Genomic DNA, 21,220 nt, shown 5'->3' on the forward strand with positions numbered 1-21,220 from the left:
GGGACGATGCCAGGGTCTGAGACATTCGAGGAAATTCTTCGCCGCGATTTGCGCTGGCCGAGAAAAGGGGACGTGCCGTTCAAGAAGTCCGATGACTGGAGCCGGAACGCTAGCATCGGCAAGTGCGGCCATGGTCGGCTTATCATGATGATGACGGGATACAAATCCGCCGCAGATCTCATGGTAGAAAAATCAAGAGAATCAAATTACGATAGAGACTGTCTTGTATTTCCAATTCTATTTAACTATCGGCAATTCATTGAATTATCGCTTAAATACTTAATTTCAACCTACGGATATACAGTATCTATTGAAGCCAATTGGAAATCACACGATCTCGCTTTTCTTTGGTCCGAATTCTTAAAGATCCTAGATGCGTATGGTGCCGATGACCCCGACCAGACCAACCCGGTTGTCGGAGCGATTGTCGCAGAGTTTTCGAAGGTAGACCCGAGATCCTACTCATACAGGTATCCCGTTGACCTAAATGGAAATCTCATCCCGATTACCTATGAGGAGCTTGACCTTGAGGCGCTGGCCGACGTCATGGAAGGTGTCGGAGCATATTTTTCGGGTTGCGATGGATACCTCTCCAGTTTGCAAGAACCGATACCGTCGGTGGAAACACAAAATGTGCCCGAATGAATTTTCCCCACCCGAACGACTAGGGAGAACACGCCGATCCAACTGTTGGCAGAATTGTTGGCATACGGCCTTAAATAAATATTTTTCATATTATAAATCAAATAGATAAGCGGCCAATATCACTCCCTTCCGCGCACCATTCCCCTCACATCCTGGATAGCCTGCCGGCGACCGGTCTTGGCCGGCAGCCAACGATGCAGCCGAGGGGCCCGGCGCGCCTCACTTGAGTTCGGCGAGCGGCCCGCGCGTGCCCAGTTCCTCGACCAGCACGCGGGTATTCTCCGAATAGTCGATCGGCACGTCGACAAGATGCACGCCGCCACCGGCGAAGGCTGCCTCCAGCGTCGGCACCAGCTGGTCGACCGCGGTCACGCGCGACGCCTTCGCGCCATAGGCTTCGGCGTAACGGACGAAATCGGGATTGCCGAAGGTCAGGCCGAAGTCCGGGAACTTGTCGACCGCCTGCTTCCAGCGGATCATGCCATAGGCATTGTCGGTGAGCACGACCACGACCAGGTTGATACCGAGGCGGACGGCGGTTTCCATCTCCTGCGAATTCATCATGAAGCCGCCGTCGCCACACACCGCCATCACCCGGCGTCCCGGATAGATCATCGCGGCCATCATGGCCGACGGCAGGCCCGCGCCCATGGTGGCGAGCGCATTGTCGAGCAGCAGGGTATTGGCGACATGCGTACGGTAATTGCGCGCGAACCAGATCTTGTACATGCCGTTGTCGAGACAGACGATGCCGTCTTCCGGCATGACCGCGCGCACGTCGTGGACGATCCGCTGCGGGGTGATCGGGAAACGGTCCTCTTCGGCACGGTCGTTGAGGCGCTCCAGGATGCCCTGCCGCAGCGCCAGAAGCTTCGGGTTCGGATCCAGCTTGCCGCCCAGCCGGTCGGCGAGCGCGGTGACCGTCGCCCCGATGTCGCCGATTACCTCGGCGTCCGGATGGAACACCTCCTCGACGACCGCCGACACATAGCCGATGTGGACGACCTTCGGGCCACCGTCCCGCCGCATCAGGAATGGCGGCTTCTCGACGGTATCGTGGCCGATCGAGATGATCAGGTCGGCCTGGTCGATCGCCTCGTGCACATAGTCGCGCTCGGATAGCGCAGCGGTGCCCATATAGAGGTTCGAGCCGCCGGTGACCGCCCCCTTGCCCATCTGGGTGTTGAAGAACGGCAGGCGCACGCGGCGAACGAAAGCCGACAGCGCATCGACCAGGCGTGGCCGGTTGCCGGCCGCGCCGATCATGACCATTGGCCGTTCGGCGGCGAGGATCAGCTCGACCGCCCGCTCCAGCGCCGCGGCAGGGGCGACCGGCCGCTCGATCGGATGCAACTGAATGATCGGCACGTCGCCGGTCTGCTCGCCGGCGACATCCTCGGGAAGCTCCAGATGGACCGGTCCCGGCCGCTCTTCCATGGCGACGCGGAAGGCATCGCGCACGACGGTCGGAATGCTCGCCGGACTGACGATCTGCCGGGTCATCTTGGTCAGCGGCTTCATCGAGGCGATCACATCGACGATCTGAAAGCGCGCCTGCTTGGCGCTCATGATCGCCTTCTGGCCGGTGATCATGATCATCGGCATGGCACCGAGATGGGCATAGGCCGCACCGGTCGAGAAATTCAGCGCGCCCGGTCCGAGCGTCGAGATGCACACGCCCGGCCGGCCGGTCAGGCGGCCATGGGTCGCCGCCATGAAGGCGGCCGCCTGTTCGTGCCGGGTCAACACCAGCTCGATGCGCGACCTTCGCAAGGCCTCGACGACATCGAGATTCTCCTCGCCCGGCACGCCGAATATGCGGTCGACGCCTTCGTTCTCGAGCGCGGCGACGAGGAGTTCGGAACCCTTCGGCATGGTGGCCTCATTGTCTTGAAAGCTGCGACGCCGGCTTGCCGCCGGCCCGGGCAAACCTCCATCGCGAGGCCTATGCCGTCAAGGCACGATCACCCGCGTCGCCGGCGGTCCGATCGGGGTCATCGGGGTGATCAGCAGGCCGAGCAAATGCAGCACGACGACGATCAGCAGCACCGCCAGCAGAACACTGACGAGCCCACGATTGCCATAACCGCGATGACCGTAATAGCCGCCGCCACCCAGCAGGATGACCAGGATGATGATCAGCAGGATCGTGTTCATGGGCATGGGCACCGCAGCCGGTTGATTGCACTGGCCAATCAACGCCTTGACCGCCGTGCGGTTCCGCCGCAGCTCGCCGCGCCCGGCCGCTCTAGGTCGATGGCCGGCGCCCGCCCTGCTTCGGCGACACCAGGATCAGCAGCACGCCGACCAGGACGACGGCCGTGCCGGCCGCCATGCGCGCGTCGAAATGATCTTCGAGCAGCACCACGCCCATGCCGATCGCCATCAGCGGACACATCAGCGTGAGGGTCGAGATCACATTGGCTTCGTATTTCTGGACGAGGCGGAAAAACAGGGAGTGACCGAGCAGCGACACGGCCAGCGCGGCGTAAAGCACGGTGGCGGCGAGGCTCCAGCCGGCCTCCAGCGCCAGCGGGATCTGGCGGGTTTCGATCAGCGCGGAGGCGGCCGCCAGCGGCACCATCGACGCGAGACCGACCCAGGCCTGGAACTGCAACGGCTGGACACCGCCCATCTGCTTGACCAGCACGATGCCGACGGCGGAGGCGAAGGCGCTGGCGACCACGAAGAGCAGGCCGAAGGACAACGAAAAGCCGCCCGGGTTCCACATGACCGCGATGGCGCCGAAAAACGCCAGCGCGATACCAAAGCCCCGGCGCCAGCTGATCCGTTCGCCGAGCACGAAGACCGACAGCAGGGCGGTGATCGGCACGCCGAGCTGGGTGACCACCGCGGCGCTCGACGGGCTTGCCGTCATCAAGCCAATGCTGACCAGGCCGAAGCCGCCGGCGCCCATCAAGAGCCCGGCCAGGACCATGCGCCAGCGCGGCCGCGGCATTGGCAGCAGCCATGGCAGGGTCGCCAGCAGCACCAGGCCGAAACGGACCGCCGAGAAGAACAGGGGCGGCGTATGCAACTCGGTCAGCGCCACCTTCGAGATGATGAAATTCGACGCCCAGACCAGGCAGACAAAGACCAGAATGGCGAAATCTCTAAGGAGCATGATCCGGGGTACGGCCCGCCGCCCATGCAATCAACCGATGCGCTCGCGCGTCAGTCATGCGCCGGCCGATGGCGCGCGCGACGCGCCGGCCGCGCGGCCCTTCCTTCGCCAGGACGGGCGCACGAGGCCGGCTAAGAGCGTCACCTCCAGTGTCAGCTCCGGCCGCTGAGCGTCTGGCGGTACAGGAAATCGACATAGGGCAAGGTGACATAGCTGCGTCCCGGCGGCAGCGCGCCGATGACCGCAGTCCGGCATTCCGGCGTCACCGGGCGGCCGGCGCGTTGGCAGAGTGCATCCGGGCTGTCGAGGAACTGCAACGGACCACGCCGTTCGACGATCTGGATCTGTCCCGCGGTGGAAGCGGGCCCCGGCGGCGTCACCAGCACGGTGCAGAACATCACAAAAGCGGCGCCAAGCGCCGCGGAGACCAGAAGAACCACCAGCCGTCTCATCGTTCCCTCCTTCGGGTCGCGTCGACCATACACATGACGCAAGGGAAGGTACCTAACCCATCATATGGGGCCAGAGAATGGCAGCCTTCATTCCTTGGCGGCGATCAGTCCCATCACGACATGCAGGCTGCTGACCGCGAGGCCGAGGAACAGCACGTCGGTGGTCACCGGCGTCAGCGCCACATGACCGCCGAACAGGATGAGACTGAGCACCCCTGCCACCAGCCCCGACGCAGCTGTCGCAACCATCAAAACCCCCCATTGCAATCCCCGGCGGAGACAAGCCATGGCGCATCTTAATGTTCCGCCAAAACACGACGGGATCATGAAAATTTTCCGGGGAATTGGGCCCGCCCGACGCGGCGTCGGATCCAGGCGCGCTAGCGTCCCGACCGACCCGCGCAGCAGAATGGCGCCGCTTTGCCGCACGATCGACCAGGCGTTCATGGCAAACCTCGTTCCCGACGGCTCAACATCCAGATCATGTCGAGAACCCCGGGCATTCGCCAAACTACCTCGATTTTACCGTGGCCTACGACGGATCGAAAGCAGCCGAAGGCAAGGCTGCCGCAGCATCGATGGAAATGCGAAGCGAATTCAGGCGGCATGCCCTGGAAAGCTGCGCGAGAGAGAAGCGTCCGGTTCGAGCCTCTCCGAAGCCGCTGCGGAATCCCCATGTCCTTGCGACCGATCATTCTCGCCGCCCTGGCGTTGCTTGCCCTCGCTACGCCGGGCGCTGCCCGCGAACTCGGCACCGCGCCCGATCTGCGCATTCTCGGCTTCTCGTCCGACGGCCGTTATTTCGGCTTCGAACAGGAGGGCGGCGATGGCGCGAGCCAGCGCGGCGCTTTCGCCGTCGATGTGGTCGACCGGACCACCGGCCTGTCCGCCACAGGCTTTCCGCGCGGAGCCACCCAATTGTCCTGGCAGGCCACCCCGGCCGATGCCCGCCACGCCGCCATGCGGGGCTTCCGCTTCGACGAGGACGACGAGGCCAGCATGCAGACGCCGGCCATCCGGCGCTGGACGCAGGCGACGACCCGCCGGCCGCTGCGCAGGCTGGGATTGACCGAGCCCGGCCGCCGTCTGGCCGGCCGGACCTGGACCGATCTGACCAGGATGGAAGGCCCTGTCCGGTTCATGGCCGATCCGGACATTATCGGCGCCCATCCCGGATTATCGACCAAATATGCCGTCGTCGCGCGGCTGACGGCGCCCGATGATCCAAATCTCGCCTGCCGGGAGCGCGAGACCGCCGCGACCTATCCGCTCGCCGTGACCCTGACGCCGGAACTGCCGTCTTGGGATCCCGAGGCGGCCAGGCGGTCACCCGAGACCTTCCGGGAACGGACCATCGAACTGACTTATATGTTGCCGCCGATGACCTGCGCGACGTCGGTCCACATCACCGACGTCTATCGCAACAGGGCCTCGACGACGCTCGCCGTGGTCGTCCTCATCATCGCCGACAGCGGTCACAGCGATTCAGCCGAATATCGCGCCGTCATGTTTCCGATGCGCTGAACCGGCCCGCGTCAGGATGCGTGCCGCAGCACCAGCGCGCGCGGAATGGCCGACAGGTCCGATTTCAGGCCGCAGACGACAAGCCCGCTGCGCCGGGCGATGGCGCCGACCTCGGCCGCCTGACCGATCCCCAGTTCGACCACGATATGGCCGCCCGGCGCCAGCAGCCGCAGAGCCTCGCCGAGAATCGCCCGATACGCGTCGAGCCCGTCGGGCCCGCCATCGAGCGCCAGGCGCGGATCGTGGTCGCGCACTTCCGGTGCGAGCAGGTCGCAGGTTTTCGATGGGATATAAGGCGGATTGGAAACGATCAGGTCGAACAGGCCAACCGCGGCCGAACCCCAGTCGCTCTCGGCGAAATCCGCGCGCTCCGCCAGTCCCAGGGCCGCGGCATTGGCTCTCGCCGCGCCGAGCGCCTCGGCCGAGCGGTCGAGGCCGAGGCCGAGCGCGCGCGGCCGTTCGGCGAGCAGCGCCAGCAGGATGGTGCCGGGTCCGGTGCCGAGATCCAGCAGCCTGGCAGGGCGGTCGGCTGATATCAGCGCCAGCGCCGCCTCGACCACTGTTTCGGTGTCCGGGCGTGGCACCAGGCAGGCCCGGTTCAGCACGAAGTCGTGGCCGTGAAATTCGCGATGCCCGAGAATGCGCGCAATCGGTTCGTGGTCGAGCCGCCGCCGCGCCAGATCCTCGAGGCAGGCCGTCATCGTCGCATCGAGCGGCGCATCGGACGCAGTCCCTGGCACCGCCGGGTCGATACCGGTCGCATGCCGCACCAGCACCCGGGCATCGAGCTCGGCTTCGTCCAGCCCTTGGGCCGCAAAGGCCTTGGCCAGCACCCGCCGCGCTTCGCTGGCCGATATGCCGGACCGGATCATCAGGCGCTCTCCAGAGCCAGCAGGCTGGCCTGATGATGCGCCACCAGCGCGTCGATGATCTCGCCGAGCGCCGTGCCGGCCATGATCTCCGGCAATTTATAGAGCGTCAGCTCGATACGATGATCGGTCACGCGGCCTTGCGGGAAATTATAGGTGCGGATGCGTTCGGAACGGTCGCCCGAGCCAACCTGCAGCCGGCGGTCGGCGGCGCGGCCGGCGGCCAGCCGCCGCCGCTCCTCGTCGAACAGCCGCGCGCGCAGGATCGCCATGGCGCGCGCCTTGTTCTTGTGCTGCGAGCGCTCGTCCTGGACCACCACCACCGTGCCGGTCGGCACGTGGGTGATGCGCACCGCCGATTCGGTCTTGTTGACATGCTGGCCGCCGGCGCCGCCGGCCCGCATGGTGTCGATGCGCAGGTCGTCGTCATTGATCGCGACATCGACCTCCTCGGCTTCCGGCAGCACGGCAACCGTCGCGGCCGAGGTATGGATGCGGCCGCCGGACTCGGTGGCCGGCACGCGCTGGACGCGATGCACGCCGCTTTCGAATTTGAGCTTGGCATAGGCACCGCTGCCGCGCAGCTCGGCGACGATTTCCTTGAACCCGCCGGCGGTGCCTTCGCTGGCCGAGACCAGTTCGACGGTCCAGCCCTGAACGGCGGCGAAGCGCTCATACATGCGGTAGAGGTCACCGGCGAACAATGATGCTTCGTCGCCGCCGGTACCGGCGCGGATTTCCAGGATGACGTTCTTGGCATCCGCCGCGTCCTTCGGCAGCAGCGCGACGCGCAGGTCCGCTTCCAGCGCCGCCAGCCGTGCCTCGACATCGGCACGCTCCTCGCGCGCCAGCGCCGCCATCTCGGCATCACCAGCCGGATCGGCCATCAGCTGGTCGAGATCGGCCACCTCGGCGACCGCGGCGCGATAGGCCTTGACCGCACCGACGACCGGATCGAGCTCGGCGAATTCGCGCGACAGCGCCACGTAGCGGTCGCCTTCCACACCGCCGGACAGTTCCGCCTCGATGACCGCGTGACGCGTCACCAGCGCTTCGAGCTTCGAGATTGGCAGCATCAGAACGTTATGCCCTCGGCCTCGACGAAATCACGCAGTTTCTCGCGAATCGAGACCCCTGCCTTCGGTTCGTCGATGAGACGGGTCAGAAGCGTTTCGAGCCGGCCGAGATCGAGCTCGAGCAGCATGGACTTGACCGGACCCATGGCCGCCGGCGACAGCGACAGCGAACGATAGCCGAGCCCCGCCAGCACCATGGCTTCCAGCGGGCGCGAGGCGAGCTCGCCGCACAGCGTCACCAGCTTGCCGTGTTCATGGCCTTTCTGGGCGAGCGAGCGCAGGGCGCGCAGGATCGGCGGCGACAACACGTCGAAACGATTGGCCACCCGGTTGTTGCCGCGATCGACGGCGAACATGAACTGCACGAGATCATTCGAGCCGACCGACAGGAAATCGACCCTGGGCAGCAATTCGTCCAGCTGGAACAACAGCGCCGGCACTTCGACCATCGCGCCGATCTGGACCCGTTCGGGCATGCGGTGGTCGTGCCGGCGCAAATGGGTCAGCTCGCGCTCGACGATCGCCTTGGCCTCGTCGAACTCCTCGACCGCGGCGATCATCGGGAACATGATGCGCACCTCGCGGCCGGCGCCGGCGCGCAGCATGGCGCGCACCTGGCTGCGCAGCAGGCCTGGACGGTCGAGGCCGAGCCGGATCGCCCGCCAGCCGAGCGCCGGGTTCTCCTCCTGGATCACCTCCATATAGGGCAGCACCTTGTCGCCGCCGATATCGAGGGTACGGAACGTCACCGGCCGATCGCCGGCGGCATCCAGCACCTTGCGATAGAGGTCGAGCTGCTCGGCGATGCGCGGCAGCGAATTGGCCACCATGAACTGCAGTTCGGTGCGAAACAGCCCAATGCCGGAAGCACCGGTCTCTTCCAGGAACGGCAGGTCGACCATCAGGCCGGCATTGAGATGGAGCCGGACCTCGACACCGTCCTTGGTCACCGCCGGCTTGTCGCGGATCGCCGCATATTGCGCCTGCCGGCGGGCGCGGAAGCGCACTTTCTCGGCATAGGCGGTCTCGACATCGCTGGTCGGCCTGAGATGGATCTCGCCGGTCGCGCCGTCGATGATGATGGCATCGCCCGGATCGGCGAGGCTGGCGGCATTCTCGGCCTGGCCGACGGTGGGAATGCCGAGCGCGCGGGCGACGATCGCCACGTGGCTGGTGGCGCCGCCCTCTTCCAGCACCAGGCCGCGCAGCCGCGTGCGGTCATAGTCGAGCAGCGAGGCCGGGCCCATGTGGCGCGCCACCACGATGGCGTTTTCCGGCAGATCCTCGCTCGCCGTCGGGCTCTTGGCGCCGGTCAGCTGGCGCAGGATGCGCATCGCCAGATCGTCCAGATCGTGCATGCGCTCGCGCATATAGGGATCGGTCTGGCGCATCATCCGGGCGCGATTGTCGGACTGGACGCGTTCGACCGCCGCCTCCGCGGTGATACCGGTGGCGATCGCCTCCTTCATGCGCCGCATGAAGCCGCGATCATGGGCGAACATCCGGTAGGCCTCGAGAATGTCCTTGTGCTCGCCGCCGCGCGCGACATCCTCGTTTTCGAGCATGTCGTCGATCTCGGCGCGGATCGCCTCGACCGCTTCATCCAGCCGCGACATTTCCTTGTTCGGATCGTCGGCGATCAGCTGCTTCACCAGGATGCGCGGCTCATGCAGCACGACGTAGCCGAGGCCGACGCCCTCGGCGAGGCCTTCGCCGGCAATGCGCAAGGGCCGGCGCGCCGCCGGCTCCTGGCCGGGCGGGGCGAGCGCCGACAGCTCGCCCGAAGCGATCATCTCGGCCAGCACCATCGAGGTCGTCTGCAGCGCCTCGACCTCGTCCTCCTCATATTTGCGATGCGCGCGGTTCTGCACGACCAGCACGCCGAGCGTGTTACCGCCGCGCAGGATCGGCACACCGAGGAAGGAGTGGAAAATCTCTTCGCCGGTCTCCGGCTTGTAGGAGAACTGCGGATGCTCCTGGGCATCCGACAGGTTGAGCGGGTCGGCGGTCTGCGCGACCAGGCCGACCAGGCCCTCGCCGGCGCGCATGACGGTCAAGTGCACCGCCTCGCGCTTCAGGCCCTGGGTTGCATAGAGCTCGAGCGTACCGTCGACGCGCAGCACATAGACCGAGCAGACCTCGGCCACCATGTTGGCCGCGATCAGCACGACGATCTTGTCGAGGCGGTCCTGCGCGGAAACCTGCTCCGCCATCACCTCGCGCAGGCGACGGAGCAAAAGGCGAGGACCACCGAAGGCGGCACGCATCGGCATGGTCACGTTCTGGGCATGATGCCCGCTATCCTGGCAACAGGAACGGCAGGGACCCCGCCGCGCCCCCACCATTAAGGGCGACATCGCCATTTGCAAAGGGCGGGCCGAACGCGAAACATCGTGATCGGCCATTGCTGCGCTGCGGCGTCGGGCAGAGCTGCGGAAATCAGCGGTTCGGGCGGCCAAGATGGCGGGTGAGAAATTCCGCGACGCGCTCGCGCGCAGCCGCCCAGGCCTCGCGATTCCCGCCGATCGTCGCGCCGCGCCCACCGGGCGCATTAAAATTCACCCGGTTGGCGTTGTGCCGGATCGGCGCCGCGCTGTCGAAGGAATGATGGGCGCCCGGATAGATCTCGATATCGACGGGCAGACCCTCGGCCTTGGCCCGTTCGGCCAGTTGCCGGCACGGTTCGGCCGGTGTCCAGTCGTCGAGCTCGCCGGTCAGGATCAAGAGCGGTGCCAGCGGCCTGAACAGGCCGCGATAGCCGGTGATCGGACTGCCCGGCTCGCGGCCGCGCGCGACGCCCCATTCGCCATAACGCCGGCCGCAACCTGGATAGAGCGCGATCGCCGCAGCGAAACCCGGCGCTGCCCGCGCGCTGTTGGCCGGCGTCGAAACGATGCTGGCAAGCGTCGACGAGCCGCCATGCGAGCCGCCCATGACCGCGATCCGCGATCCGTCGACAAAGGCGAGCCCGCGCAGATGGGCGAGAGCCGCATAGGCATCCCCGACCCGGACATCCGGCGCCGCCGCGGCCTGATCCGGCTCGAGGCAGGTGCCGTTGGGAAATCCCCGGGTGGAAAAGCTGTCCGGCCAGATCGTCACATAACCCCGACGGGTCAGCTCGCTCGACCAGCGCCAGGGCGCGCCCGACGAGGCCGGACCGAGGCCGGAGCAGTCATGCAGGATGACCACCGCCGGAAACGGCCCATCGCCGGCAGGCTTGGCGATGATGAAGGGAACGGCGAGCGTCTCGGCACCGGATGCCGCCGCCCCGTCAGGCCCGGCTGCAAGGGCGGCCATCGCCGCGAAGCCGGCCACGCGAACGATCGATGCCAGTCTCAGCATGCCCCGCGCGCCTTTGCCGGCTCGATCCTCAAAACCACAGCGCGGTCCGGCCGGGCCGGGCAAGCCCGCAGGCTCGCCTCACCCGGCTTTGTCGAGGCCGTAGAGCGAATGCAGCGTACGCGCCGCCAATTCGGTATAGGCGGCGTCGATCAGCACCGAGAATTTGATTTCCGAGGTGGTGATCGCGCGGATATTGATCCCCTTCTCGGCCAGCGCCTTGAACGCCTTGGCGGCGACGCCGGCGTGGCTGCGCATGCCGACCCCGATACACGACACCTTGACCACGTCGGAGGCCGTCTCCAGCGCCTTGAAGCCGACCGTCGGCCGGGCATCCATCAGCACGCGCTGGGCGCGCTCCAGATCGGCGCCCGGGCAAGTGAAGGTGATGTCGGTGGTCGCCCCGTCGGACGAGACGTTCTGGACGATCATGTCGACATTGATATTGGCATCGGCCAGCGGCCCGAAGATCGCCGCCGCCACACCCGGCTTGTCGGCGACCGCGCGGATGCTCACCTGCGCCTCGTCCTTGGAGAAGGCGATGCCGGTGACGACCTGCTTTTCCACGATTTCCTCCTCGTCGCAGATGAGAGTGCCGGTTTGCGGGTTGTCCGGATCGTCGAACGACGAACGGACATAGGTTCGCACCCCATGAATCATTGAAAGTTCGACCGAGCGGACCTGCAGGACCTTCGAGCCGAGCGACGCCATTTCCAGCATCTCCTCGAACCCGACCTTATCAAGGCGCTTGGCCTTCGGCACGACGCGCGGGTCGGTGGTATAGACGCCGTCGACATCGGTATAGATGTCGCAGCGTTCGGCGTGGATCGCGGCGGCGATCGCCACGGCGGAAGTGTCCGAGCCGCCCCGCCCGAGCGTGGTGATCCGGCCGGTCGCCTGATGGACGCCCTGGAAACCTGAAATGACCGCCACCTGGCCATCGGCGAAAGCCGCATCCAGATTGGCCGAGGGAATATCGGCGATGCGGGCGACCGAATGGGCGTCGTCGGTCAGGATCGGGATTTGCCAACCCTGCCAGGAACGCGCCTTCAGGCCCATGGAATTGAGCACCACCGCCAGCAGACCGGCGGTGACCTGTTCGCCGGAGGCGACCACCGCGTCATATTCGGCCTGGTCGTGGAAGGGTGCTGCCTCCTTGCACCAGGCAACCAGCTCATTGGTCTTGCCCGACATGGCGGACACCACCACCGCCACCTGATAGCCGGCCTCGACCTCCCGTTTGACGTGGCGGGCGACGTTCTTGATCCGGTCGACGGTGGCGACGGAGGTTCCGCCGAACTTCATGACGAGGCGAGACATGGCAATCAATCTCTGGCGCGACGCTACGCGCTCTTTGAAAAAAGGCGCGTATGCATAACGATCGATCGGGGCTATGGCAACGCGTCACAGCCAAACCAGCAGACAAGCCGAAACCACCGGGTGACCCATGACGGCAGCAACCCTCGACCAGGCCGAAGTGGAGAAGTTCTCCAAACTCGCCGCCGAATGGTGGAACCCTAACGGCAAGATGGCCGTGCTGCACAAGTTCAATCCGGTGCGGCTGCGTTATGTCAGGGATCTCGCGGCCGCCGCCTTCGGCCGCGACCCGCGGGCGCTGCGCGCGCTGGAGGGGTTGCGGATCCTCGATATCGGCTGCGGCGGCGGCCTCATTTCGGAACCGCTGGCCCGGATGGGCGCCCAGGTGGTCGGCGCCGACCCGGCCCGCGCCAATGTCGAGACCGCCCGCATCCATGCCGCCCAGTCGGGCGTGCCGGTCGACTATCGCTGCACCACGGCCGAGGAACTCGCCGCCGCCGGCGATGCCTTCGATGTCGTGCTGGCCATGGAAGTGGTCGAGCATGTCGCCGATGTCGAGCTGTTCACCACCACCTGCTGCGCCATGGTCAAGCCCGGCGGCCTCCTGGTCATGGCAACCATCAACCGCACCATGGCAAGCTTCGGTCTGGCCATTGTCGGCGCCGAATATGTGCTCGGCTGGCTGCCGCGCGGCACCCATGACTGGAACAAATTCGTCACGCCGGACGAACTCGAGGGCGCCATCGACAGGGGCGGCATGACCATCTTCGACCGCAAGGGCGTCTGGTACAATCTGCTGCACAGCCGCTGGGAAGAAACATCCGACCTCAAGGTCAACTACATGGTGGCGGCGCGCAGGCCCGGCTGACGCAACGGCGAATTGGCATTCCACAGCAGCCGATCGGCTTTCGCAGCCGGCTCGCTGGTGCTAATCTCGGCTCATGCGTCGCACGGTTTTCACAATCCTTGCCGTCGCGCTGGTCGCGGGCTCCGCCATGGCCCAGTCCGGCGACACGCCACGTCGCGCCCCCTTCACACCCGGACCGCCGGTCGCGCTGCCGGACTGCACCTGCCGGGCGCAAGGACGAGAATGGGGGCTAGGGCAAACTGTGTGCCTGAAAACCGCGTCTGGCGAGCGTCTGGCGACCTGCACGATGGATCTTAACGTGACGTCGTGGCGTATTACCGACGTTCCGTGTGCCACGTCTTCTTTGAAGCCATGGGTAATGGCGCTCTTGACACAGCGCAACCGGCGGTAAATCCGTAAAAATCAGGGTTGTACAGCCTGAAAATTCCAGGTTACGCTTGGTTCGGCTCTCAGGTTCGGGCGGCAAGGACCTGGCGGCGGATCGGACGGGCCATGCGTCCGGTGCAACGCGGATATTCCTGGTCCGGGGCCCTGACAGGTTCGCAATCGTGCGGAACCGGCAGTGCATACGGAAAGGCTGACCGGCATGTCGATGACGGGGATCGTCAAATTCTTCAACACTGAGAAGGGCTACGGCTTCATCAAGCCGGACGACGGAGGCAAGGACATCTTCGTCCACATCTCGGCCGTCCAGCGCTCCGGGCTCGCCACTCTGGCCGAAGGCCAGAAGCTGGAATACGAGCTCGAACCCGACAAGCGCGGCAAGGGACCCAAGGCGGTCAATCTCGCTGTTCGTGCTTGAGGCGGCATTTCGACCGCCCGTAATCGCGCCGCGCGGGGCTGCGCGCGGCGAGGATGGGGCTGCGCCGGCGAGACGGCGATCGCACGCCTTGACGTGAGGATCGAAACCATCTTGCCGCGCCCTTGCCCGTCAGGTTCCTTCCCTAGGGTTCCCGTCGCGCAGAACGCTGGCGCTAAGCGTGCCGTCCGACGTTGCCGCACGCGCATCACCACACAGGGATCGCCGCGCAGGGATCACCGCGCAAGGATCACCGCGACAGAGTGGCTCTCGCGCGGGCCCGGCTTTTCCGATAAACCGCCTTCATGACCGATCGCACGCCCCTGCCTTCGCGAGCCGACATCGTCATCGCCGGCGGCGGCCTCACCGGCCTGTCGCTGGGCGTCGCCTTGAAACATGCGCTCGGCCGCGACTTCTCCGTCGTGATGGCCGACCCGGCCCTGGCCGCCGCGCCTGTCGATGACGGCCGCGCCTCGGCCTTTGCCGCGGCCGCCCGCCGGCTGTTCGAGGTGGTCGGCGTCTGGGACGAGATCGCCCCGCAAGCGCAACCGTTCCTCGACATGGTGGTGACCGACAGCCGGACGCTCGATGTCGTCCGCCCGGTCTTCCTGACTTTCGACGGCGATGTCGGCCCGGGCGAGCCCTTCGCCCATATGGCGCCGAACGCCGTGGTCGCCCGCGCCTTGTGGCAACGCGCCCAGGCGCTGGGCATCGTCTTCCAGGCGGTCGGCGTCGAGACCTTCCGGGCCGGGCCCGGCGCCGTGACCATTGGCTTCATGAATGGCGGCACCATCACCGCGTCGCTGCTGGCGGCCTGCGACGGCGGCCGGTCGCGGCTGCGCGACCAGGCCGGCATCCGCACGGTCGGCTGGGACTATGGCCAGTCCGGCATCGTCTGCACGGTGGCGCACGAATATGACCACGGCGGCCGGGCCGAGGAACATTTCCTGCCGGCCGGGCCGTTCGCCATCCTGCCGATGACCGGCCGGCGCTCGTCCATCGTCTGGACCGAGGAGGCGGCCCGTGCCGAGCGGCTTTGCGCCTTGCCGAAAGTGCTGTTCCAGGACGAGCTGGAAAGCCGCTTCGGCCTGAAGCTTGGTGCGATCGACCTGGTCGACCAGCCGAAATCCTATCCGCTCGGCCTGAAGGTGGCGCGCGACTTCGTGGCCGAACGGCTGGCGCTGGTCGGCGATGCCGCCCATGTCATTCACCCGATCGCCGGCCAGGGCATCAATATGGGCTTGCGCGACGTCGCGGCGCTGGCCGAATGCATTGCCGATGCCGCGCGCCTCGGCCTCGATCCAGGCGGCCCCGATATGCTGGCGCGTTACCAGCGCTGGCGCCGTTTCGACACCGTGCTGATGGGGGCGACCACCGACGGCCTCAACCGGCTGTTCTCCAACGGCTCGGATCCGCTGCGTTTCGTGCGCGATCTGGGGCTTGGCCTGGTCGACCGCATGCCGGCGCTGAAACGTTTCTTCATTCGCCAGGCCGCCGGCCTGACCGGCGACGTGCCGCGCCTGCTCAAGGGCGAAGCGCTCTAGCAGCAGGACGCCGCATACATACTCTTCCCTAGTTTCCGATCACCGTGGGAAACCGCACGATCCCCCCGGCCAGGACTGCTGGCGGGAGGAATCTCAATGAAAAGAAGCTTGATCGGCCTGGCGCTGACGCTGCTGGTTTCGACCGGCGCCTGGGCGCAGGGCAATTTCATCATCATTGCCAATGACGAAAAGACATTTTTCGAAGCCAACGGTACGCGCAACGCCGCCCCCGGCAAGGACAGCGTCTCGATCGTCGACATCAGCCAGCCGCTGGCGCCGCGCATCGTCGCCAGCCTGCCGCTGATGAATTCGGTGTTCGGCCCGCCGACCAACCTGCAGATCACCCCCGACGGCCGGTTGGGCCTGGTCGCCAATCCCGTGGTGATGAACCAGGACGGGGCCAACTGGCGCGCCGCGCCGGACGACAAGCTGCACGTCATCGACCTGACCGCCACCCCGCCGCGGCTGGTCGAGACCATTACGGTCGGCCGCCAGCCATCCGGCATGGCGATTTCCCGGAAGGGCGACCTTGCCCTGGTTGCCAACCGCAACGGCAAAAGCGTCTCGGTCCTGTCCATTTCCGGCACCACCGTGCGCCAGATCGCCGAAATTCCCATGGAGGACGAAGTCGCGGCGGTTGCCATCACGCCGGACGGCCGGCGCGCCTTCGTTGCCAAGAATGCCGCCCACAAGATCGCCGTGCTCACCATCGACGGCACCACGGTGACCTATGACAAGGCCCAGGACATCGTGGTCGGCTACGGCGTCTACAATGTCGAGGTGACGCCCGACGGCCGCTATGCGTTCGCCGCCAATACCGGCATCGGCGGTGACGGCCATTCCGACACGATCAGCGTGATCGACGCCAGGGCCAATCCGCCGCGGGTGGTCGACAACGTCAATGTCGGCGACGGGCCGGAAGGTTTCGCCATCGCGCCGAACGGCCGCCACGCCGTCGCTGTCCTGCTCAAGGGTTCGGCCGCGGTCCATTCGGCCTGGTCCTACACGCGCAACGGCTCGCTCCGGCTGATCCGCATCGGACCGAACGGCCGGCTGACGGCGCTCAACGAAGTGCCGGCCGGCGCATTGCCCGAAGGCATCGCCTTCAGTCCGGACAGCCGGCATGTCTTCATCGGCAATTATGTCGACCGCAACCTGCAGGTCTATCGGATCAACGGCGACCGGCTGGTCGACACCGGCGTGAAACTGGCGCTGCCGGGACAGCCGGCCTCGATCCGCGGCCGGCCCTGACGGCCGCTTTAGAGATGCGACGCGAGCCAGTGCAGGCCCGCGTCGCGAAAGCCCTGCTCTTCGATCGCCGCGACGGTATTCTTGACATAGTCGCGATTGGCACCGGAATGGCCGTGGCCCTGGCGGACGATGTGCAACTGCTGCTCGAGGCTCAGGCGGCCGGCATATTGGCTATGGCCGCGATCGGCAATGTAGGTCACCGCCCGCACCCGCGGCTCGCCCGATGTGCTTAATGTCACGACCCGCTCGACCTCCAGATAGACCGAGGTCACCTGCTCGCGCTCGCGCAGATATTGAATCGTCGCGGCGCGGTTCTTGGCGGCGACGCGGAAGGTCATGCCGCGGCAGGCGCCGCCCCGGTCGAGCCCGAGCACCAGGCCCGGCCGTTCCGGCGTACCGCGGTGGACATGGGAATAGACGCAGAGGGCGCGGTGCAGCCCGATCAGCCGGCCGGGGACCCGCTCGACAAAGTCGAATCCCGGCCGCCACATGAGCGAACCGTAGCCGAAGACCCAAAGATCGCCGTTTTCGCTGGTCATCGGAACACGGATCGGAATTAGGAGAAGCGGACCGGGTTCTGGTAAAGACCCCGACTTCGCGATGCAAGCATCCTGCAGGACCATCAACCATGCCTCGTTTGCGCACGTTCATCCTTCCCTTCGGCGCGCTCGCGCTGGCCGCCGCCGGCTGGACGGCGGTCTGGCACTGGGGCTCGAATCGCGCCGAGGCGCTGATCGAGCGCGTGCTGGCGAGCGAGGCCGCCAACGGCCGGGTGATTCAATGCGCCGAGCGCACCCGCGGCGGCTATCCGTTCCGCCTGGAGATCAACTGCACCAAGCCGGTGGTCGAATTGCGCGACGAGAGCCGGCCGGTCCGGACCATCCGGCTGGAGCGCCTGCTGGTCGTCTCGCAGATCTGGAGCCCCGGCCATGTCATTGCCGAATGGACCGGCCCGATGACGACGAGCATCGAGGGCGACCCAACCGTCTACAGCGCCAACTGGCGCCTGGCCCAGACCTCCGCCCAACTGGCCGTTGGTGGTTACGACAATTCGAGCGCGGTGATCGACGCCTTCGAATTGTCGCGCGACGGCACCGTGCTGCTGCGCGCCGCCCGCGGTGAATTGCACACACGCCCGAACCAGGCCGACCCGGTCAGCCTGGATGTCGTCACCCGTCTGCAGGGCGCAACGCTCGGCGACGCGGTCCGGGCGCCTGTCGATGCCGAGATCCAGCTGACCGCCCGCAAGCTGCTGCGCAGCCCGAACCGGCCGCAGCCGCTGCCACCGCGCCAGTGGCAAGCCGCCGGCGGCTCGGTCGACCTGGTGATGTTTCGGGTCGCCCAGGGCGACGCGGTCGGCATCGCCAAGGGCAATCTCCGGCTGACCAATGACGGCAAGCCGGACGGCCAGATCGAATTGCGTGTCGCCAATCTGGAAAGTGCGGTGCAGGCCAACGGCCTCGGCGGCACGCTCGGCGCGGTGGTTGCCGGGCTCAATTTCACCAGCCGGGCGACCGATGTCGAAGGCAAGCCTGGCCGGTTGATCAATTTGCGCGCGAGCGAAGGCCGGCTGCAGGTCGGCCCGATCCGCATTGGCCTTCCCTCGCTCCTGCCTTGAGCCGATCACGATGAACGACGGCCAGCCGATACCGCCGAGCCCTCGCCGCCGCCATCCGGCCAAGGCGACACGCTCGGAGGCATTGCAGATGCGGCTCGCCGAGGCGATCGTCACCGGGCGGCTTGCCCCCGGGTCCGCCCTCGACGAGGTTCAGATCGCCACCGAATATGCCGTCTCCCGGACCCCGGTGCGCGAGGCGCTGCGTCAGCTCTCCTCGTCCGGCCTGGTCGAGATCAGGCCGCATCGCGGCGCGGTGGTGGCCAAGCCCGACATGGGCCAGCTCCACGACATGTTTGTCGTGATGGCCGAGCTCGAAGCGCTGTGCGCCGCGCTTTCGGCCGTGGCCATGACGCCGTCCGAGCGGATGGCGCTCGACACGCTGCACCGCTCCATGGCCGGCCTCGTCCACCAGGGCGATCTTGGCGCCTACAGCGTCGCCAATGTCGAATTCCACGTCGCGATCTATCGCGGCTCGCACAATAGCTATCTCGCCGAACTCGCCTCGGCGACCCGCCGGCGGCTCGCGCCGTTCCGCCGGGCTCAGTTCGAGGGGCGCGACCGGCTCGCCAAGTCGCATCACGAACATGATGCGGTGGTGCAGGCGATCCAGCGCGGCGACAGCGAGAGAGCCGGCAGCGCCATGCGCAACCATATCGGTTTGGCGGCACGTGCCTGGGAAGTGCTGTCGAATGAGGCGCGTCCCAGATTCTAGCATCGTTTGATTTGCCTTCATTTTAGGCACAAAAGCCAAATTACAGAATCATTGCATACAACATGTGACGCTGATCAGCGGCGAGACACGCCAGCTCAGCGCGATACCGGCTAACGCCGCCGACCGCCTCAAGTCGAAAATACCCTCATTCACAATCGCTTAGATCGAACCTCGCGCGGCTCCGGCGTCAAACGGCCCATGGTCCGGCCGCGGCATCAGCCGTTCTGGCACGGCGGTTGCGGGACAAGGCCTGTTCCTTGTTTCGCGCCGAGGCCATGCCGCAGTCTTTTCGACCCACCATCAGCACTTTGATGAAGAGCTATTCCGAGGGCCTGGCTCCGGTCTCGGTCGTCGCTGCGGCTTATGCGCGCCTTGCCGCCGTCGCCGACCCCGGCATCTTCATCCATCTTGTCCCCGAAGCCGCGGCGCTTGCGGCAGCCACCAGGCTGCCGCCCTTCGATGCCGCCCGCTACCCGCTCTGGGGCGTGCCTTTCGCGGTCAAGGACAATCTCGACGTGGCCGGCCTGCCGACCACCGCAGCCTGCCCGGCCTTCGCTTATGTCCCCGCACATTCGGCCATCGCGGTCGAGAAACTCGTGGCGGCCGGCGCCATCGTCATCGGCAAGACCAATCTCGACCAGTTCGCCACCGGTCTCGTCGGCATCCGCACGCCCTATCCGGCGCCGCGCAATGCGGTCGACCCGGCGCGCGTGCCCGGCGGCTCCAGTTCAGGTTCCGCGGTGGCCGTCGCGCAGGGCATCGTCGCCTTCGCGCTCGGCACCGATACCGCCGGCTCGGGCCGCGTGCCGGCCATGCTCAACGACATCACCGGCCTGAAACCCTCGCTCGGCGCCGTCTCGACGCGCGGCGTGGTGCCGGCCTGTCGCACGCTCGACTGCGTCTCGGTCTTTGCCCATGACGCGACCGACGCCTTCACGGTCTATCAGGTCATGCGCGGCTTCGACGCCGGCGACGCCTATTCGCGCGCAGTCGTCACCGATACGCCGGCGACCGCTGCGCCGGTCCGCCGGCTCGGCCTGCCACGGCCGGCGGACCGGCTGTTCTTCGGTGATGACGTGATGGCGACGGCCTTCGAGGCGGCTTGCGGCAAGCTCACCGCGCTGGCCGACGAGATTGTCGAGGTCGACCTGACGGCGTTCTTCGCGGCCGCCCGCCTGCTCTATGAGGGCGCCTGGGTCGCCGAGCGCCATGCGGCGATCAGGACCTTCCTGGCCGAGAAGCCGGAGGCGGTCTTCCCGGTGACCCGTGAGATCATTGCGGGCGCCGCGAATTTCTCGGCGACCGACGCCTTCGAGGCCTTCTACAAGCTGGCGGCGCTCCGGCGCGCCACCGAACCGGTCTGGCAGGCGATCGATGCGCTGGTCGTGCCGACCGCGCCGATCTTCCCGACCCTTGCCGATCTCGCCGCCGATCCGATCGGGCCGAACAGCCGGCTCGGCACCTATACCAATTTCGTCAACCTCTTGGACCTGGCGGCGCTCGCCGTGCCGGGCCCTCGCCGCAGCGACGGCCTGCCGGCCGGCGTCACGCTGATCGGCGAGCGCGGCACGGATGCCCGCCTCGCCGGTCTCGCCATGCGCTTCGAACAGACCCTTGGCGGCAGCCGTCGCGCAGCGGCGGCCTGAAGGAGATGAGCTTGCACGAACCCATCGAGATCGTGGTGGTCGGCGCGCATCTCGCCGGCATGGCGCTCAATCATGAGCTGACCTCGCGCGGCGGCCTGTTCAACCGTGTCGCCACCACCACGCCAGACTACCGCCTCTATGCGCTGGCCGGCGGCCCGCCGAAACGCCCCGGCCTGATCCGCGTCGCCGACGGCACCGGCGCACCGATCGCCTGCGAGGTCTGGACCTTGCCGGCCGCCGGCTTCGGCACCTTCGTTGCGGGCATCCCCGCGCCGCTCGGCATCGGCACGCTGAGGCTCGGCGACGGTACGACGGCCAAGGGTTTCCTGGTCGAGTCCGAAGGCCTCGCCGGCGCCGACGAGATCACCGGCCACGGCGGCTGGCGCGCCTACATCGCCCACCTGACCGGCAAAGCCGCATGAACCACCCCAACCGT

At 66.6% G+C, this 21,220-nt stretch carries 19 protein-coding genes and 1 pseudogene; 9 read left to right on the forward strand and 11 right to left on the reverse strand.

Going from position 1 to position 21,220, the window contains the following annotated elements:
- Positions 1 to 72 precede the first annotated feature (72 nt).
- Positions 73 to 645 carry a hypothetical protein gene (locus E8M01_RS10300; protein WP_246088671.1) on the forward strand — a complete coding sequence of 191 codons (573 nt, stop codon included), beginning with the start codon at positions 73 to 75 and terminating at the stop codon, positions 643 to 645.
- 219 nt (positions 646 to 864) lie between these two features.
- Here the strand turns inward: E8M01_RS10300 and E8M01_RS10305 are convergent, their stop codons facing one another.
- The 5 genes from E8M01_RS10305 to E8M01_RS10325 form a co-directional block, all read right to left on the reverse strand.
- The gene (locus E8M01_RS10305; protein WP_136960038.1) at positions 865 to 2,520 is read right to left on the reverse strand and encodes an acetolactate synthase large subunit; all 1,656 of its coding nucleotides are present in this window, start codon (positions 2,518 to 2,520) and stop codon (positions 865 to 867) included.
- Positions 2,521 to 2,598: 78 nt separating this feature from the next.
- Positions 2,599 to 2,802: a DUF3309 family protein gene (locus tag E8M01_RS10310; RefSeq protein ID WP_136960039.1), complete on the reverse strand. Its 204-nt coding sequence runs from the start codon at positions 2,800 to 2,802 to the stop codon at positions 2,599 to 2,601.
- Between the two features lie 91 nt (positions 2,803 to 2,893).
- Positions 2,894 to 3,769: a DMT family transporter gene (locus E8M01_RS10315; RefSeq protein ID WP_136960040.1), complete on the reverse strand. Its 876-nt coding sequence runs from the start codon at positions 3,767 to 3,769 to the stop codon at positions 2,894 to 2,896.
- Between the two features lie 152 nt (positions 3,770 to 3,921).
- Positions 3,922 to 4,221 (reverse strand): hypothetical protein, encoded by a 300-nt coding sequence (locus E8M01_RS10320; protein ID WP_136960041.1) that lies wholly within the window; start codon positions 4,219 to 4,221, stop codon positions 3,922 to 3,924.
- 87 nt (positions 4,222 to 4,308) lie between these two features.
- On the reverse strand, positions 4,309 to 4,668 hold the full coding sequence (locus tag E8M01_RS10325; RefSeq protein ID WP_136960042.1) for a hypothetical protein: 360 nt from the start codon (positions 4,666 to 4,668) through the stop codon (positions 4,309 to 4,311).
- 228 nt (positions 4,669 to 4,896) lie between these two features.
- Here E8M01_RS10325 and E8M01_RS10330 point away from each other — a divergent pair, with 228 nt between their 5' ends.
- Positions 4,897 to 5,745: a hypothetical protein gene (locus E8M01_RS10330; protein ID WP_136960043.1), complete on the forward strand. Its 849-nt coding sequence runs from the start codon at positions 4,897 to 4,899 to the stop codon at positions 5,743 to 5,745.
- Between the two features lie 11 nt (positions 5,746 to 5,756).
- Here the strand turns inward: E8M01_RS10330 and prmC are convergent, their stop codons facing one another.
- The 5 genes from prmC to E8M01_RS10355 form a co-directional block, all read right to left on the reverse strand.
- Positions 5,757 to 6,617, reverse strand: a complete 861-nt coding sequence (gene prmC / locus E8M01_RS10335; RefSeq protein ID WP_136960044.1) for a peptide chain release factor N(5)-glutamine methyltransferase — start codon at positions 6,615 to 6,617, stop codon at positions 5,757 to 5,759.
- The gene (gene prfA / locus E8M01_RS10340; protein WP_136960045.1) at positions 6,617 to 7,690 is read right to left on the reverse strand and encodes a peptide chain release factor 1; all 1,074 of its coding nucleotides are present in this window, start codon (positions 7,688 to 7,690) and stop codon (positions 6,617 to 6,619) included. Before prfA ends, prmC begins: the two co-directional genes overlap by 1 nt.
- Complete coding sequence (gene ptsP / locus E8M01_RS10345) at positions 7,690 to 9,957, reverse strand: phosphoenolpyruvate--protein phosphotransferase (protein WP_136964549.1); 2,268 nt, start codon at positions 9,955 to 9,957, stop codon at positions 7,690 to 7,692. Before ptsP ends, prfA begins: the two co-directional genes overlap by 1 nt.
- Positions 9,958 to 10,129: 172 nt before the next feature.
- Positions 10,130 to 11,032 (reverse strand): dienelactone hydrolase family protein, encoded by a 903-nt coding sequence (locus tag E8M01_RS10350; protein ID WP_136960046.1) that lies wholly within the window; start codon positions 11,030 to 11,032, stop codon positions 10,130 to 10,132.
- A 78-nt stretch (positions 11,033 to 11,110) separates the two neighbouring features.
- Positions 11,111 to 12,349, reverse strand: a complete 1,239-nt coding sequence (locus E8M01_RS10355; RefSeq protein ID WP_136960047.1) for an aspartate kinase — start codon at positions 12,347 to 12,349, stop codon at positions 11,111 to 11,113.
- A 127-nt stretch (positions 12,350 to 12,476) separates the two neighbouring features.
- On the opposite strand from E8M01_RS10355, the gene ubiG reads away from it, so the two are divergent.
- The 4 genes from ubiG to E8M01_RS10375 all read left to right on the forward strand — a co-directional run bounded on the left by ubiG (position 12,477) and on the right by E8M01_RS10375 (position 16,808).
- Entirely contained in the window at positions 12,477 to 13,214 is a 738-nt protein-coding gene (gene ubiG / locus E8M01_RS10360) for a bifunctional 2-polyprenyl-6-hydroxyphenol methylase/3-demethylubiquinol 3-O-methyltransferase UbiG (protein ID WP_136960048.1), read from the forward strand.
- A 586-nt stretch (positions 13,215 to 13,800) separates the two neighbouring features.
- Positions 13,801 to 14,016 (forward strand): cold-shock protein, encoded by a 216-nt coding sequence (locus tag E8M01_RS10365; protein ID WP_136960049.1) that lies wholly within the window; start codon positions 13,801 to 13,803, stop codon positions 14,014 to 14,016.
- Positions 14,017 to 14,336: 320 nt separating this feature from the next.
- Positions 14,337 to 15,557 carry a ubiquinone biosynthesis hydroxylase gene (locus E8M01_RS10370; protein WP_136964550.1) on the forward strand — a complete coding sequence of 407 codons (1,221 nt, stop codon included), beginning with the start codon at positions 14,337 to 14,339 and terminating at the stop codon, positions 15,555 to 15,557.
- A 96-nt stretch (positions 15,558 to 15,653) separates the two neighbouring features.
- Positions 15,654 to 16,808, forward strand: a complete 1,155-nt coding sequence (locus E8M01_RS10375; RefSeq protein WP_136960050.1) for a lactonase family protein — start codon at positions 15,654 to 15,656, stop codon at positions 16,806 to 16,808.
- A gap of 8 nt (positions 16,809 to 16,816) precedes the next feature.
- On the opposite strand, the gene E8M01_RS10380 is transcribed toward E8M01_RS10375, so the two are convergent.
- Complete coding sequence (locus tag E8M01_RS10380; RefSeq protein WP_136960051.1) at positions 16,817 to 17,347, reverse strand: gamma-glutamylcyclotransferase; 531 nt, start codon at positions 17,345 to 17,347, stop codon at positions 16,817 to 16,819.
- A gap of 89 nt (positions 17,348 to 17,436) precedes the next feature.
- On the opposite strand from E8M01_RS10380, the gene E8M01_RS10385 reads away from it, so the two are divergent.
- From E8M01_RS10385 to atzF, 3 genes and pseudogenes are all read left to right on the forward strand, one after another.
- Entirely contained in the window at positions 17,437 to 18,426 is a 990-nt protein-coding gene (locus tag E8M01_RS10385) for a DUF2125 domain-containing protein (RefSeq protein ID WP_136960052.1), read from the forward strand.
- A gap of 10 nt (positions 18,427 to 18,436) precedes the next feature.
- Entirely contained in the window at positions 18,437 to 19,138 is a 702-nt protein-coding gene (locus E8M01_RS10390; RefSeq protein WP_246088672.1) for a GntR family transcriptional regulator, read from the forward strand.
- Positions 19,139 to 19,413: 275 nt separating this feature from the next.
- A pseudogene (atzF, locus tag E8M01_RS10395) lies at positions 19,414 to 21,206 on the forward strand (allophanate hydrolase).
- Positions 21,207 to 21,220 lie beyond the last annotated feature (14 nt).

The organism is Phreatobacter stygius, assembly GCF_005144885.1.
Taxonomy (GTDB): Bacteria; Pseudomonadota; Alphaproteobacteria; order Rhizobiales; family Phreatobacteraceae; genus Phreatobacter; species Phreatobacter stygius.

Excerpts from the sequence above, each read along its gene's own strand:
- E8M01_RS10305 (WP_136960038.1), bottom strand. The coding sequence starts at position 2,520 with ATGCCGAAGGGTTCCGAACTCCTCGTCGCCGCGCTCGAGAACGAAGGC.
- E8M01_RS10310 (WP_136960039.1), bottom strand. The coding sequence starts at position 2,802 with ATGAACACGATCCTGCTGATCATCATCCTGGTCATCCTGCTGGGTGGC.
- E8M01_RS10315 (WP_136960040.1), bottom strand. The coding sequence starts at position 3,769 with ATGCTCCTTAGAGATTTCGCCATTCTGGTCTTTGTCTGCCTGGTCTGG.
- E8M01_RS10320 (WP_136960041.1), bottom strand. The coding sequence starts at position 4,221 with ATGAGACGGCTGGTGGTTCTTCTGGTCTCCGCGGCGCTTGGCGCCGCT.
- E8M01_RS10325 (WP_136960042.1), bottom strand. The coding sequence starts at position 4,668 with ATGAACGCCTGGTCGATCGTGCGGCAAAGCGGCGCCATTCTGCTGCGC.
- E8M01_RS10330 (WP_136960043.1), top strand. The coding sequence starts at position 4,897 with ATGTCCTTGCGACCGATCATTCTCGCCGCCCTGGCGTTGCTTGCCCTC.
- prmC (WP_136960044.1), bottom strand. The coding sequence starts at position 6,617 with ATGATCCGGTCCGGCATATCGGCCAGCGAAGCGCGGCGGGTGCTGGCC.
- prfA (WP_136960045.1), bottom strand. The coding sequence starts at position 7,690 with ATGCTGCCAATCTCGAAGCTCGAAGCGCTGGTGACGCGTCACGCGGTC.
- ptsP (WP_136964549.1), bottom strand. The coding sequence starts at position 9,957 with ATGCGTGCCGCCTTCGGTGGTCCTCGCCTTTTGCTCCGTCGCCTGCGC.
- E8M01_RS10350 (WP_136960046.1), bottom strand. The coding sequence starts at position 11,032 with ATGCTGAGACTGGCATCGATCGTTCGCGTGGCCGGCTTCGCGGCGATG.
- E8M01_RS10355 (WP_136960047.1), bottom strand. The coding sequence starts at position 12,349 with ATGTCTCGCCTCGTCATGAAGTTCGGCGGAACCTCCGTCGCCACCGTC.
- ubiG (WP_136960048.1), top strand. The coding sequence starts at position 12,477 with ATGACGGCAGCAACCCTCGACCAGGCCGAAGTGGAGAAGTTCTCCAAA.
- E8M01_RS10365 (WP_136960049.1), top strand. The coding sequence starts at position 13,801 with ATGTCGATGACGGGGATCGTCAAATTCTTCAACACTGAGAAGGGCTAC.
- E8M01_RS10375 (WP_136960050.1), top strand. The coding sequence starts at position 15,654 with ATGAAAAGAAGCTTGATCGGCCTGGCGCTGACGCTGCTGGTTTCGACC.
- E8M01_RS10380 (WP_136960051.1), bottom strand. The coding sequence starts at position 17,347 with ATGACCAGCGAAAACGGCGATCTTTGGGTCTTCGGCTACGGTTCGCTC.
- E8M01_RS10385 (WP_136960052.1), top strand. The coding sequence starts at position 17,437 with ATGCCTCGTTTGCGCACGTTCATCCTTCCCTTCGGCGCGCTCGCGCTG.
- E8M01_RS10390 (WP_246088672.1), top strand. The coding sequence starts at position 18,437 with ATGAACGACGGCCAGCCGATACCGCCGAGCCCTCGCCGCCGCCATCCG.